The organism is Elusimicrobiota bacterium, from assembly GCA_016722575.1.
Classification (GTDB): domain Bacteria; phylum Elusimicrobiota; class Elusimicrobia; order FEN-1173; family FEN-1173; genus JADKIY01.
The window spans coordinates 123,184-137,163 of the sequence record JADKIY010000001.1; the positions used below are offsets into that span (position 1 = coordinate 123,184).

The following is a 13,980-nucleotide window of genomic DNA, read 5'->3' on the forward strand; positions in this document are numbered from 1 at the left end:
CGCCGGGGTCAGGCCTCGGGGCCCCGGGCGCGACGCCAGCGACCCACGATGCGCTCCAAGGCGGCGGCCATTTTGGTTCTCAAATCCGTCGTGGATTCCCGGAGGGTTTCCGCTTGGGTCACCGTTCCCCGGGCCATCTCCGCCACCGCGGTGATGCTTTGAACGATTTGCACGCTCCCCCGGGCCGCCTCGGCCGCGGAATGGCCGATCTCGCTGGTGGTGGCCGACTGCTCCTCCACGGCCCCGGCGATGGTTCCCTGGAAACTGCTGATGCGCTTGATGATGTTCGATATCTCGACGATGGCCCGCACGGCGCTTTGGGTTTCCGTTTGGATGGCGGAGATGCGGTCGCGGATGTCGTCGGTGGCCTTGGCGGTTTCCTTGGCCAATTCCTTGACCTCGTTGGCCACGACGGCGAAGCCCTTGCCGGCGTCGCCGGCCCGCGCGGCCTCGATGGTGGCGTTCAACGCCAGCAAATTGGTCTGCTCCGCGATGCTGTTGATCACCTGGACCACCTTGCCGATCTCGCCGCTGGATTCCCCGAGACGGGCCACGGTGGCGTTGGTGGCCTCGGCGATTTTGACCCCCATGGAGGCGACCTGGGCCGCCTCGTGGGCGCTTTTGGCCACTTCCCGGATGCTGGCCGCGAGCTCCTCCACCCCGGTGGCCACCGTCTGATTGCTTTTGGACACCTGTTCCGCCGAGGACGACACGCTGGCCGCCTGGGACATGGTTTCCCGGGCGTTGTCCACCGAGACCGACAGCCGGTGGATCACGTCGGACATGGCCATTTCCTGCAGGGACCCCGCCGCCGAGGCCAGGGTTCGCCGGAAGGATTTAAGCGTCAACAACACGACGATGATGAGCGCCAGGGGCGCCGAGAAACACAACGCGGCCGAAAAAGACCGCCCGAACTGCGCGATGGCCGCCCGCCGCCGCTCCGTGGTGCGGATGGCCTCTTCCAGCTTGTCGCCCATGTTGGAGAGGACGATGGAGGTCTCGTCGTAGACGGCGTCGAATTCGGTGAGCTTCCGCTTGGCCTCCTCGGGCCGGCTTTTCACCAACGCCAGCAGGCTTTGGGCTTTTTGCCCGTAGCGACGCACCTGGGGTTCGCTTTCCTGGGCCACTTCGCGCACCACCGCGTTGTAGCCGTGAGATTTGTTCTGCTCCAACCGCTCGTAAAGGTGGTTGAGACATTCGTTCATGTCCTTGGCCACGGCGGCGCGTTCTTCGTCGGTGTCCGCCTGGAACGCGGCGTAGACGTCGGCGCGGACGGTCTCGTGCATGGTGTTGGCTTCCATGTGGTCCCGGAGGGAGGCGGTGGTGGTCACCATGTCGCGCAAATCCCTCTCCAACCCCGAAAAGCCCGTATAAACCACGGCGCCGACCAAGAGGGTGAACAAGACGCCCCCCAGGCTGATGCCGTAAAGCCTCTGCGCCAACGTGAGTTTCATAAAGGCCTCCTCAGGCCAGGTCCAAGACTTTGTCGATGTCGAGAACGAGCAACAACGCGTCCGGCAGGGCGTGGGCTTCCCGAACCACGGCCCGCGCCGCGGACGCTAAATTGGCCGGCGGGGGTTCCGCCCGGCTTTCGTCCACCGCTTCAACGTCCCCCACCTTCTCGACGGCCAAACCGACCGTCTCGGTGCCGTGGCGGATCACCACGTGGGGCCCGCTGGAATCGCCGGCGCCCGGCGCCGCGCCCACCACCCGTGCCAAATCCACGGAGGTCAGGATGTGCCCCCGCAGATTAAAGATCCCTTTCACAAAACGCGGGGCCAGGGGCACCGCCGTGATCACCGGCGCCCGCAGGATTTCCTGCACCGATTCGACGGGCAGGGCGTAGCGCGTCGAAGAAATGAAAAAGGTGCACAGGCGTTTCACGACGGTTCTCCCGGCGGGTTCGCCAACAGGGCGTCCAAATCGAGAAGCTCGGTCACGCGCCCCCGGACGATCGCGGTGGACCGGACGCCGGGGCGCCCCCCGGGTCGCGTGTCGGCCGGGATCTCATCGACGATGTCCAAAATACGGTGGACCGCCACGCCTACCGGTTGTCCCCCCCACTCGCAGACCACCACGTGGGTCCGATGGGCCGACCCCGGCGGGGACCGTCGCGCCGCCTTTCGGCGTTCCGGCAACAGTTGCGCCAAGCGGACCACCCGGAGGGGGCCGTTCCGGTAGGGAAGGATTTCCTGGACCCCCACCCGCTCCAAAGCGTCCAGCGAAACCTCTTCAAGGCGGATCACCCGGGACAGGGGAAGAGCCAACCGGCCGTCGTCCGGGCCCGCCAACAAGAGATGCGGTTCGCCGGCGGGTTTCGGCGCGGGGGCCGTGTCGCCGAAGGCCGGCGCGTCGACTTCGCTGGCGGCCACCCCGCCGTGATCGGCCAAACCGGGGATGTCGAGGATCAACACCACCGCGCCGTCGCCCAGGACCGTGGCGCCTTCAAACAAATTGAGCGACTTTAAATGGCGTCCCAGGGGTTTCACCACGATCTCTTCGGTATCGACGATTTGCTCCACCGCAAGCCCGAAGCGCCGGGGACCGATTTGGAGCACCAGGAGGGCCAGCGCCGGGTCGGCGTTTTCGGGACCGTGCAGCACCTTGTTTAAGAACACCACGGGCAACAAGCGTCCCCGTCGACGGAAAACCGCCGCGCCCTGCACCCATTCGACGTCGTCCCCCGAAACGCCCGGCCGAAGGCGGACCAACTCCAAAAGCCCCGACTGGGGCACCGCGTATCGATGCCCCCGGGACGCCACCACGAGCGCCGGCAAAATGGCCAGGGTCAACGGAATCTTTAAGTGGAAGGAGCACCCGCGGCCCGGGGTGGACCGCACTTCGACGCTGCCGCCGATCCTCTCCACGTTGGTTTTCACCACGTCCAAACCGACGCCCCGCCCGGACAAATTGGTCACCGCCGGGGCCGTGGACAATCCCGGAAGAAAGACCAGCCGGGCGACTTCCGCGTCCGAAAGGCGCTCCGCCGCGGCCGGGGAAATCAGGTTTTTCTCCAGCGCCTTGCGTCGAATGGCGTCCGTTGAGAGTCCGGCGCCGTCGTCGGATATTTCCATGTGGACCACCCCGCCCTCGTGAAAGGCCCGCAGGCGGATTTCCCCCGCCGCGGGTTTTCCCGCGGCGCGGCGACCCTCGGGTTTTTCCAAACCGTGGTCAACGGCGTTGCGCACCAGGTGCGTCAGAGGGTCCTTGATCGATTCCAACACGGATTTGTCCAGTTCCGTCTCGCCCCCCTCCAAAAACAAATGGGCCTCTTTTCCCAGGGCGGAAGCCAAATCCCGCACCAGGCGCGGCAGTTTCCCCCACAGGCCGCTGATGGGCTGAAGCCGCATTTTCATAAGCTGGTTTTGCAGATCGGCCGTGATGAAATTGAGGCGCTGGACGGCGGGGGCCACGGCGGGGTCCCGGGAAAAGGCGGCCCGTTGAAGAAGATGGTTCCGGGCGAGCACCAATTCCCCGATCTGTCCCATGAGCCGGTCCAAAACATGCACTTCCACCCGCAAGGTGGTGTCCGCGAGAGCGGGCACGGCGTCGACCGGGGTTTCCTCTTTCAACGGAGCCCCGGCCCCCGCAAATTCGGCCCGCTCTCTCAGGGTTTTCAAGAGGGGTTCCACGTCCAGGACACCCTCTTTCCCGGTTTCTTCCAAGCTTTTCAAAACGGTTCGAACGCCGTCGGAGAGGGACAACAACGCTTCGGCGCATCCCCGATGGAAGGCCAGACGACCGTCCCGCAGACGGCTGAGAAGGTCCTCGCCGAAGTGAGTCAGGGTTTCTATTTTGGCGAGGTTGAAAAAGCGGCCGGTGCCTTTGATGGTGTGGAAGGCCCGGAAAATGTCGGCCAGGGGGGCCGGGGCCGCGGGATTTTTCTCGAGGGTCAGAAGTTGATCGACGATCTTGTCGAGGTTTTCATGGCTTTCGAGGAGGAATTCCTTGATGAATTCCGCGTTGTTGTCCGTCGTTTCGCTCACCGTGAGTCACCCCGGATGTGCCGCCAATCCTTCATTCAAGTCTAGGGGGGGGGATGTGCTTTGTCAAGGCGAGATATTCACGGGGTCGTTCAGTCGGACCCCCTGTTTCCGGAGTGGTGGGTGGCTTTGGGCGTTTCAAGCCCTTCCCCATCCCGCGTTCGATTTCAATCGCGATGGCTTCGGGACTCGTCAAAATCGATGCCAAGCCCTCCCGTCCTCCCCCGACCTGGCACGATGCGCAAACTTCAATTAGGCTTATACTGAGCTAAGGGGGGCGCTGTATGAAAAAATCCCCGCGATCATCCTTCGTGGGATTCACGCTCATTGAGTTGATGCTGGTCGTGGCCATCATCGGTTTGCTGGCCGCCATTGCCATTCCCAAATTTGCCGATTTGGTCACCAAATCCAAGGAAGCCTCCATGCGCGGGAAATTGAATTCGCTCCGGAGCGCTCTGTCGATTTATTATTGCGACATGGAGGGAGTTCATGGGGGCCAATACATCTGGTATTTGACGATCGGGGGCAAATACCTTGACGAAATCCCCATCGGTTCCATTCCGACCGTCCCCTCCCACCCGCCCACGCGAGCGAGCCAAATTCCGTTGAATGCCGATTGGGTATTGGGAAACACGTGGGCCTGGAGTTTTTCATCCGGGCATGTGACCGTCAACTGCACCCACACCGACACGCGCGGTTCGGTGTGGAGCTTGTATTAATCCTCGCCGACGCGATCCCCCTTTCGTTTCCTTTTTGTCCCCTCGGTCGGGTTTTTCGAATGTTTTTGCGCTGGGAGAGGCTTGGGAAAACGGCTCAAAAATCCCCGGTCGGGGGTCTCGAGGACCAAGAACCGATCGACGATCTTGTCGAGGTTTTCATGGATTTGGATTAGGCGTCCCGCCCACAACGGAGAAAAACCTTCGCCTAAAAAAAGCCCCCCGGTGGCCGGGCCCAAAGCGTTTTTGGTTTCCCGGAAGGTGGGGGCGCCTCAAACGAAGCGCCTCCCCCGGAGGACCCCCGTCCGCCAAATCGGAAGGCTCTTTGGGAGCTTGCCGATTCCCACCGCGAGGAGCCTGTTTAAAAACCCCGCGGCGTCGTCGACGTTCGCGGGGCTTTTGCCGCCTTGCCGCTTCCGCGGGGGGTTAGTGGAAGAGGCGGCCGACCAGGTTGCCGTAGGCAACAATGATGCCCGAGGTGACGATCGCCACCATCGCCATCAACTTGATCAAGATGTTCAAAGACGGGCCGGAGGTGTCTTTGAACGGATCGCCCACCGTGTCCCCCACGACGGCCGCCTTGTGCGCGAAGGACCCTTTGCCGCCGTGATTGCCCCGTTCGATGAATTTCTTCGCGTTGTCCCAGGCGCCGCCGGCGTTGTTGAGCATGATCGCCACGATGAACCCGCCGGCCATGCTCCCCGCCAATAACCCCATGATTCCCGCCACCCCCAAAATCAGTCCGGTGGTCACGGGGACCACCATGGCCAGAAGGGCCGGGACGATCATTTCCCGTTGCGCCCCCGCCGTCGAGATGGAAACGCACCGGGCGTAATCGGGTTTTTGTTTGCCCTCGATGATGCCCGGCATTTCGGCGAACTGGCGGCGGACTTCCTCGACCATCCGCCCCGCGGCGCGCCCCACCGCCTTGAGCGTCATGGAACAGAACAAGAAGGTCACCATCACGCCCAGGAAAACGCCGCACAACAGAACCGGATTCATCAAGCTCAGGTCGTAGGCCTGAACGAAGTCCGCCATGGTGGCGCGGGCGATGGAGATGGACCGCCACCCGTCCGGGACCGCGATCGTCGAGTCGGTCACGAAAGCGATTTTGGTCGAAGGCAATGAAAAAACCCCGCCCGTTTTTTGCGCGAAGCGATGGATCCAGATTCGAAGCTCCTCGATGAACGCCGCCAAAAGGGCCAGCGCCGTGAGCGCGGCGGAGGCGATGGCGAACCCTTTTCCCGTGGCCGCCGTGGTGTTGCCCAGGGAATCCAGCGCGTCGGTCCGCTCCCGCACCTCCTTGCCCAGTTCGGACATTTCCGCGTTGCCGCCGGCGTTGTCGGCGATGGGACCGTAGGCGTCGGTCGCCAAGGTCACCCCCAGGGTCGCCAACATCCCCACCGCGGCGAAGGAAATGCCGTAGAGCCCGCGGGCGGCGTTCCCGAACCCCCCCGCGAACCCGTAGGCCGCCAAAATCGCGACCACGGTGATCAACACCGGCGCGGCGGTCGAATTCATCCCCACGGCGATGCCGTCGATGATGGTGGTCGCCGGTCCCATGCGCGCCTGATTGGCCACCCCGGCGGTCGGGCTGTAGGAATCCGAGGTGTAATACTCCGTCGTGTGGCCGATCAGAATCCCCGCGGCCAAACCGGACAACATCGAGACGAAAAATCCCCAGGGGATTTTCATCCAATGGATCACCAGCGCCGAGATCAAAACGATCAGAAGGGAGGACGACCACACCCCGACGCCCAGGGAGCGCAGCAATTGTTTTTGGGAGGCCCCCTCGTCGGTCCGCACCAAAAAGATGCCCAGGACCGACAAAATGTTCCCGATCCCCGCGATCACCAGGGGCGCCATCACGAAAGCGAACAGCTGCTGTTCGGACCCGACGGACAACGCCGCGCCGAGGGCGGTGGTGGCCAAAATCGCCCCGCAATAGGACTCGTACAAATCCGCGCCCATCCCCGCCACGTCCCCCACGTTGTCCCCCACGTTGTCGGCGATGACCGCGGGATTGCGCGGATCGTCCTCGGGGATGCCCGCTTCGACTTTCCCCACCAGGTCCGCGCCGACGTCCGCCGCTTTGGTGAAAATGCCTCCCCCCACCCGGGCGAAGAGGGCCTGGGTGCTGGCCCCCATGCCGAAGGTAATCATGGTGGTGGTCATTTCAACCATTTTGGCTTGGAGGATTTCCGGTTGGCGCATCAGCTCCGGCGACCAAGCGATCGCCAGGCCCGCGTGGTCCAACAATTTCTGCCCGAAGCCGAACCAATTGTTTTCATAGATCAAATCCAACAGCACGTACCAAAGCGAGATGTCGAAAAGGCCGAACCCCACCACCACCAACCCCATCACGGCTCCCGAACGGAAGGCGATTTGAAGCCCCCGGTTGAGCGACTGTTTGGCGCCCCAAGCCGTCCGCGCCGAAGCCATCGTGGCTGTTTTCATCCCCAGAAATCCGCACAGTCCGGAGAAAAAGCCGCCCGTGGCGAAAGCGATGGGGACGAACGGGTTCTGAATGCCGAAAAAAGCCAGCGTCGCGAACAGAAGGAACAACGCCAGGAATACGATCCCCACCACCCGGTATTGCTTGAACAAATAAGCCCGGGCGCCTTCCCGGACAAAACCGGCGATTTCCCGCATGCGGGGGGTTCCCTCGTCGGCCTGGATCATTTTCCAGTAAAAATAGAAGGCGAAGATCAGGCAAAGCACCGATGAAAGGGGGGCCATCCAGAAATACGACGGAATGTGGTTGTGCACGGGATTCTCCTCGGGGGGGATCGTTAAAAGAGGCTTAAACGGCGGAACGCCACCACTGGTAATGGGCGTCCTTTAATTGGGTTTCGGAAGGGAACGGAAAATAGAGACACTCCCCTTGGGAAGCCAAATACAATCCGTCCATGATGGCCGAATAAAAAAACTCGTCGTGGACCCGTTCGACGGTTTTGCTGGTTTTCCCTTTGGCCAGGACTTCCTCGGCGCAGTTCTGAAGATGCGCCAAATTGTCGTAGGGAAGATCGGGGGAGGCGGCGATGACGCCGGCGTCCGACCCGATTTTCATGCGGGCAAAAAGAACCTTGGGCAGATGAATGGGGTTGCTCACGTCCGTCATCATCCGTCCAAAATCCAAAGGGTCCAAATCGGAAACGACCTGCGGCCGGACCGGGGCCAGCTCCTGATACAAGAAGAGACGCCCGCGCCGGAGGTGCGCGCCCTCAAAAGAGACCCGTTGAGGTTCGATTCCCAGGGCCCGGCCGTCTTTGGTGATCAGGTGCAATTTCTTGAAACTCTCCAGGGGCAGGCGCTCCAGGACGCGGTAAATCGACAGATAAACCGACGGCTTGGGCCGACCGTCGGGCTGGGGGGCGCAGGCTTGGCGGGCCCGGTCCACGTTGAAGGCATCGCTCTTCAAATTCGCGTCCACTTCCAAAAACGCCACTTTTCCCCGGGACGATTTTTTACTGCCGACCGCCATGTAAACGCCGAACTCCTCGGGGGACAGCGTCGAAGCCACCAACGCTTCGATGGGGTAAGCCATGCAATAGAGGTGAAAGCCCATGGGAACTCCTTTGGTAGAGGTCGTGTCGCTGTCCATCCTATGATTTTTTAAAACGCTCCACAGCCACCCCAGGAGGCCGGGGGTCCTTCAAAGGGAGAGCGAACGGGAGTCGAGGAAGCTTTCATCGCCGCCCTCCCGGGCCAATCGTCGGCGCCGATGGGCCTTCCCCGCTTGGCAGGCCGGTCGACGCCTTCTCCTGACGGAACCCCCTTGGGATGGTCCCATTGACAATTTCCCGCCCCGAATCCATCCTTTTGGGAAGAAAAAGCACCGAGGAGCGCAGCGGGATGGAACCGGGGGAGGAGTGAATGTCGACAGCACGCAAGACCGAGGGCGGGGGCGGATCCGGAGAAAGAGGATTTCTCTTTGTGGGCGCGATCCCGTTCGGGTCGAAGGAAGACACGATCCGAACCCTGTTCGAACCCTACGGGCCGGTTTATTCGGTGACGGTCAAAGCCGATTGGGAACACCCCACCTTTGAGCCCCACGCCGAGGTGGAGCTCCAAAACGTCCGGGAAGCCATCGCGGGAATGGATGGGAAGAAGATCGGGAACACCTATCTTCGCGTTCACGAAGGGGTCCGCCATGGCCGCTGACATCGACCAACAAATAGTGAACGACATCCGGTTCTTTGATTTCGTGGCTCAGAACGTTTGGCCCCGGGTCCGCTGGTTGTTCGGGTTTTTAATCACGCCCCGGTGCCGGCGATGCACGATCTCCTCCAAAGTTCCCGACGTGGTCCTCCGGGACGGCGTGTGCAATCTTTGTCAAGCGCACGAAGCGCGCCAAAATCGGGAGGAACAGGCCTGGCATGACAAATACATCGCCCACCAGGCCCGGGAGCTCGACCAATTGCTCAAAAATCACCAGGACAAGGGGAAGGGCCGCTGGGACGCCTTGGTCCTGTTCAGCGGGGGCAAAGACAGCGTTTACATGTTGAGCCGCCTCCGAAAAGATTACCCCCGGTTGCGCCTTCTGCTCATGACGTGGAACAACGGCTTTTACAGCAAGGTGGCGTTGGACCGGTCCCGGGAAATCGCCGCCAAACTCGACCTGGACCATATCGTTTTCAAGCCGTCCTCCACCGTCTACAAAACGCTTTACCGCTACACTCTTCAGAACGTCGAAATGAAAGGGAGCTACCAAACGGTGGACCGCCTCGACGGGACCCTCAACCAGTTCCTGGGCTTCTATTTCGCCTACCAGATGAACATCCCGCTCGTGCTGGCGGGCGTTGATTTCGCCCAGGAGCTCATCATGCAGTTTCACTCCTATTACAAGATGCCCTTCGAAGACATGTGTTCCCGCACGCTCCTGGACCGCATGGAACGCCGGTCGGGGTTTAAAATCAGCTCAATTTTCTCCGAGGAGGACCGCAAGCTTTTCTGGGACGGCACCGGCAAAGACAAAGAGCGCGTCCCCGAATACATTCTTCCCCTTCTGGCCTGGCGGCCGGACAAGGGCGCCGTTCAAATCGAGCTGGAACGGCAGGGGCTTCTCCCCAAACGAGACTCCTCCCCCATCTTGACCAACAACCAGGTGCTGGGCGTCATGACCGCCATCGACATCAAAACCATTGGCTACTGCAGTTTTGAACCCGAATTCGCCGAGATGATTCGGTTTAAAGAAAACGATCCGGTGTATTGGCGCAACGTTTTTGAATTGGTGGAGTTGGCCGCGAAACGAAAGATTCTCCTGAATAAAATCATTTCAAAGGTGCTCGGAAAACTGGGTCTGACCGCGGAGCAAGTGGGGCTGTCGAACCGGGCCGGCCAATAATGACCGGGAACGAGATCCCCGCTTTCCTGGAAGCTTGCCGCCAGGCCCTCGGCGCGGACCGCGTACGCCCGGCAGAAGAAGAAAAGGGCGCGGTCGCCTTGCCGCGGGCGGTCGCGGGGGTGGTGGAACCCGGAACGCGGGAAGAGGTCCAGGCGGTGGTCCTTTTGGCCAACCGGCATCGGATCCATTTGTATCCGATCAGCACGGGGAACAATTGGGGATTTGGCTCCGCCCGGCCGGTCAAAGGGGGGGCGTGCCTACTGGACTTGAGCCGAATGAGGCGAATCCGCGAAATCAACTTGACCTTCGGGTTCGCCGTGGTGGAACCCGGCGTGACCCAGGGGGACTTGGCCGAAGCGCTCCGGGCCCGGAACGCCCCGTGGACGCTGGACGTGACGGGGGCGGGGCCCGACACCAGCTTGGTCGGCAACGCCCTTGAGCGCGGCATCGCCTACCATTCCCAGCGAACGCAAACCACCCGCGCCCTGGAATTGGTGACGGGGGACGGAACGCTCCTCGCCACCGGATTTCAAGACCCGCGGGTGGCCTTGTTGAACAACCTGTACGCCCACGGCGTGGGGCCCGATCCGACGGGGCTTTTCTTTCAGAGCCGGTTCGGGGTCGTGACGGCGATGACGATCGACCTCCTGCCTTCCGCCGGAGTCCACGCCTCCGTCGGCCTCAACGTGGCCGCCGCCGACCTTCCCCGCCTGATCGACGCGCTTCGGGAGCTTCGACGAAACGGGGTCCTGGAAGGCGTGCCCCACATCGCGAACCGGGCCCGATTTTATTCCACCCTGGTTCCGCTCCTGATAAAACGGTCCCGAAAACCGTTGACCCGCGCCCAAGCCGACGACATGTTGCGGAAAGTTTTCCCGGAGGAATGGACCCTGCTGGCGTCGCTCCGCGGACCGGGCGCCCTGGTCCGCGCGAAAGGGCGGCTCGTCCGACGCGCGCTCTCTCCGTTGGGCCGGGTGTGGATCCTGACGCCGTTCATGCGTTTCCTTCAGCGCGCGGTGGGATGGGCCCTGCCGGCGATGGGAGCGGTGATGGCCGCCACGAGGTCGATTCAGGGCCTCCCCCTCGGAGTCCCGAGCGCCGATCCTTTGCAATTTCTGGATTTCGACTTATCTCCCGGTTCCCCCCCCACCGATCCGGACAGTCACCCGCGGGGGTTCGTCTACCTCGTTCCGCTCATGCCCGCCGACGGAGCGTCCGTCGGCCGGTTTTTCGAAACCCTGCCCGCCCTGGCCGAGGCCGCCGGGCAGGACCCGGCGGTCACCCTCAACGCGCTGGACGGGCGGGTCCTGGAGGCGGTGGTCAGTTTGACTTTCGACAAAATGGATCCCGGGGGGGTTCAACGAACGGTGAAGGTCGGGGAGGAATGGCTCGAACGATTGCGGGGAATCGGCGCCCATCCCTACCGGGTCCACATCGACCACATGGCCCAGACGGGCCCGGCGGAGGGTCCCTGGGCCTCGCTCCACCAACGGTTGGCCTCGGTCCTCGACCCGAACCGCGTGCTTTCCCGGGGGCGCTACGAGCCCGGGGCCCCGGCCTGAACCGGGTCCCCCGACTTCCGTTAAGCTCATGCTGAGAGACGCCGTGGTTCGCCGCGCCGCCGGGTGGATCACCGGGCATCCCCGCGCCTCCATCGGCCTCACCCTGTTGGTCGGAGCTTTCTTCCTATTCCATCTCCCCCGGGTTCAAACCCGGGCCGACATGGACGATTTTTTTGCCCCAACGGAACCCAACGTCGCCCGGCACAAAGCCGTCAAGAAATTTTACCCGCGCAACGATTTCTTTTCCATCGCCTTCCAGAACCCGGCGCTTTTTACGCCGAAGGGCCTGAAGGCCCTGGCCGATCTCACGGAGGCCGTCGAATCCCTGCCGGAAGTCAAGGAAGTGGTGAGCCTCGCCAACGTCGGCGACATGCGGGGGACGAAAGAATCCTTCGGGGTCGAACCTTTCCTTTCCTCGATCCCCGAGGACCCGGCCGACCTCGAACGGCTCCGGCGCCGCGCGGTGGACAAGCCTCTTTACCGGAACCTCTTGATTTCCCCGGACGGCACCGCCACCGCCCTCGCCGTCTTTCTCCCGGACGAAACGGACGGGGCGCTCCGGCGCCGGGCGATCGCCGGGGTTGAGAAAATCCTCGCGCCCTACGCCGCCCGCGGGTACCGATTCCACCTCGCCGGGTGGCCCGTGACGAGCCTGCGGCTGGTCGAGTACATGAACCAGGATGTCGCGCGTTTTCTTCCCATCACCCTGCTCCTGGTTCTCGGAACCATCTGGTTCGTTTTCCGAAATCCCCGGATCCTGGGGCTCGCCGGCCTGGGGGTTTCCATGACGGTGGCCGCCACGCTGGGGTTGGCGGCGCATCTCGGCATTGCCTTAAACATCGCCTCCGTGGCGGTGATCCCGCTCGTCATGGCGTTGGCGCTGTCGGATTTGGTGCACCTTTTTTCCCATCTGGACCGAAGCGTTCTCGACCGATTTCCGGATCGAACGCAGGCCTTGAATCATGTTTTGGAGCAGATCCTATTCCCCTGCCTTTTGACCAGCCTCAACACCGCCATCGGATTCCTGACTTTCACCACGAACCGGGTCCCGGCCATCCGGAGCTTCGGCGGCCTGGCGGCCGCGGGGATGGGGTTTGAGTTCCTGTTTACCTTCGGCTTGGTCGCCCCCCTTCTTGTGTATTTCAATCCCGCGCGCCTCTATCGCGACTCCAACCAGCACCGGGCCCAGGAAATTCCCCGCCTGGTGGGGGGAATCCACCGCTTGGTGGCCCGGCGGCCCGCGGGGGTTGTCGCGGCCTGCCTCGGGGCCCTCCTCTGGGGCGGCTGGCAGATGAGGAAAGTCCAGGTGGAAACGGATCTGACCCTCTGGTTCAGCCCCCGGACCTCCGTCCGGCAGGACGGCGAATTCATTCGCCGCCACATCGGCGGTTTTCAAACCATGATGGTGGAATTGGAGTCCGACCGGAACGCCTTCAGGACCCGGCCCGAATCGCGGTGGTCGAACGGTTGGAGAGCCAAATTGGGGCGCTTCCCGGCGTGGACCACGTCGCTTCCCTGGCGGATTACTTCAAAGAGATGAACGGGGCGTTCCACGCCGAGAACCCCGCCCAGTACCGCCTGCCGGAATCCCGTCGCTTGTTGGAGCAGTACCTATTGCTTTACAGCGCCCGGGATTTGGACGAGATCGTCACCCCCGGTTTTGATCGCACCCGAATCCTGATCCGCCTCCAGGATTCCAGCTCGCGAAAAAATCGGGAAACGCTGGCCGCGATCCGGCGTCTGACGGCGGCCAACCCGATCCCGGGCGTCCGCGTCGACCTCTGCGGAGGGGCCGTCGATCACGTGAGCATGTCGGAGATTTTGGTGAACGATCAAATCCGGAACATCGCCCAGGCGGTGGGAGGCATCTGGCTTGTGATGTGGGCGGTCCTGCGGTCGGCGGGGATGGCCACCCTCTTTTTGGTCCCCAACCTCTTCCCCATCGTCCTCAACTTCGGGATCATGGGCACTTTCGGAATCGCCATCGATACGGGGACCGCCCTCATCGCGGCCACGGCCTTCGGCATCATCGTGGACGACACGGTGCACTTCTTCACCCGGTTCGCCCAACGGCGCCGCGAGGGCTGGGCCTATTCCGTGGCGCTGGAAGACGTCACCCACGAGAAGGGGGAAGCGGCGATTTCCTCCTTTGCGATCCTCGCCTTGGGGTTCGGCGTCCTGACGCTGAGCCACTTTTCCCCCATCGTCTATTTCGGCCTTTTGAATGTGATGGTTTTGACCACGGGCATGGTGGGGGACTTGTTTTTTTTGAAAGCGCTCATGGTCCTGGGAGGAAAGCGGGCTTCCATAAAAACGGCAACCTGACGCTTGGGGAGACCCGAACCTCCGGCGCGTTTTATCTAACGATTGTT

General features: G+C 62.5%; 11 protein-coding genes. 6 read left to right on the forward strand and 5 right to left on the reverse strand.

Going from position 1 to position 13,980, the window contains the following annotated elements:
* Window positions 1-8: 8 nt before the first annotated feature.
* From IPP68_00655 to IPP68_00665, 3 genes are read right to left on the reverse strand one after another with little or no spacing between them, the layout of a single operon-like run.
* Window positions 9-1,454 carry a hypothetical protein gene (locus IPP68_00655; protein ID MBL0348874.1) on the reverse strand — a complete coding sequence of 482 codons (1,446 nt, stop codon included), beginning with the start codon at window positions 1,452-1,454 and terminating at the stop codon, window positions 9-11.
* 10 nt (window positions 1,455-1,464) lie between these two features.
* Entirely contained in the window at window positions 1,465-1,884 is a 420-nt protein-coding gene (locus IPP68_00660; protein MBL0348875.1) for a chemotaxis protein CheW, read from the reverse strand.
* The gene (locus IPP68_00665) at window positions 1,881-3,986 is read right to left on the reverse strand and encodes a chemotaxis protein CheA (GenBank protein ID MBL0348876.1); all 2,106 of its coding nucleotides are present in this window, start codon (window positions 3,984-3,986) and stop codon (window positions 1,881-1,883) included. Before IPP68_00665 ends, IPP68_00660 begins: the two co-directional genes overlap by 4 nt.
* Window positions 3,987-4,267: 281 nt before the next feature.
* Here IPP68_00665 and IPP68_00670 point away from each other — a divergent pair, with 281 nt between their 5' ends.
* Window positions 4,268-4,702, forward strand: a complete 435-nt coding sequence (locus tag IPP68_00670) for a prepilin-type N-terminal cleavage/methylation domain-containing protein (GenBank protein MBL0348877.1) — start codon at window positions 4,268-4,270, stop codon at window positions 4,700-4,702.
* Window positions 4,703-5,125: 423 nt separating this feature from the next.
* Here the strand turns inward: IPP68_00670 and IPP68_00675 are convergent, their stop codons facing one another.
* Together IPP68_00675 and IPP68_00680 are read right to left on the reverse strand one after the other, a co-directional pair.
* Window positions 5,126-7,438 carry a sodium-translocating pyrophosphatase gene (locus IPP68_00675; protein ID MBL0348878.1) on the reverse strand — a complete coding sequence of 771 codons (2,313 nt, stop codon included), beginning with the start codon at window positions 7,436-7,438 and terminating at the stop codon, window positions 5,126-5,128.
* Window positions 7,439-7,502: 64 nt separating this feature from the next.
* Entirely contained in the window at window positions 7,503-8,267 is a 765-nt protein-coding gene (locus tag IPP68_00680; protein ID MBL0348879.1) for a hypothetical protein, read from the reverse strand.
* A gap of 368 nt (window positions 8,268-8,635) precedes the next feature.
* On the opposite strand from IPP68_00680, the gene IPP68_00685 reads away from it, so the two are divergent.
* From IPP68_00685 to IPP68_00705, 5 genes are read left to right on the forward strand one after another with little or no spacing between them, the layout of a single operon-like run.
* Window positions 8,636-8,863: an RNA-binding protein gene (locus tag IPP68_00685; GenBank protein MBL0348880.1), complete on the forward strand. Its 228-nt coding sequence runs from the start codon at window positions 8,636-8,638 to the stop codon at window positions 8,861-8,863.
* On the forward strand, window positions 8,853-10,046 hold the full coding sequence (locus IPP68_00690; protein MBL0348881.1) for a hypothetical protein: 1,194 nt from the start codon (window positions 8,853-8,855) through the stop codon (window positions 10,044-10,046). Before IPP68_00685 ends, IPP68_00690 begins: the two co-directional genes overlap by 11 nt.
* Window positions 10,046-11,608: an FAD-binding oxidoreductase gene (locus IPP68_00695; protein MBL0348882.1), complete on the forward strand. Its 1,563-nt coding sequence runs from the start codon at window positions 10,046-10,048 to the stop codon at window positions 11,606-11,608. Before IPP68_00690 ends, IPP68_00695 begins: the two co-directional genes overlap by 1 nt.
* A 43-nt stretch (window positions 11,609-11,651) precedes the next feature.
* A complete protein-coding gene (locus IPP68_00700; GenBank protein MBL0348883.1) occupies window positions 11,652-13,148 on the forward strand; it encodes an MMPL family transporter in 1,497 nt (498 codons plus the stop codon).
* Complete coding sequence (locus IPP68_00705) at window positions 13,106-13,933, forward strand: MMPL family transporter (GenBank protein ID MBL0348884.1); 828 nt, start codon at window positions 13,106-13,108, stop codon at window positions 13,931-13,933. The genes IPP68_00700 and IPP68_00705 overlap by 43 nt, the downstream gene beginning before the upstream one ends.
* Window positions 13,934-13,980 lie beyond the last annotated feature (47 nt).

Coding starts and splice junctions, on each gene's coding strand:
- IPP68_00655 (MBL0348874.1), bottom strand. CDS start 1,454: ATGAAACTCACGTTGGCGCAGAGGCTTTACGGCATCAGCCTGGGGGGC.
- IPP68_00670 (MBL0348877.1), top strand. CDS start 4,268: ATGAAAAAATCCCCGCGATCATCCTTCGTGGGATTCACGCTCATTGAG.
- IPP68_00675 (MBL0348878.1), bottom strand. CDS start 7,438: ATGGCCCCCCTTTCATCGGTGCTTTGCCTGATCTTCGCCTTCTATTTT.
- IPP68_00680 (MBL0348879.1), bottom strand. CDS start 8,267: ATGGGCTTTCACCTCTATTGCATGGCTTACCCCATCGAAGCGTTGGTG.
- IPP68_00690 (MBL0348881.1), top strand. CDS start 8,853: ATGGCCGCTGACATCGACCAACAAATAGTGAACGACATCCGGTTCTTT.
- IPP68_00695 (MBL0348882.1), top strand. CDS start 10,046: ATGACCGGGAACGAGATCCCCGCTTTCCTGGAAGCTTGCCGCCAGGCC.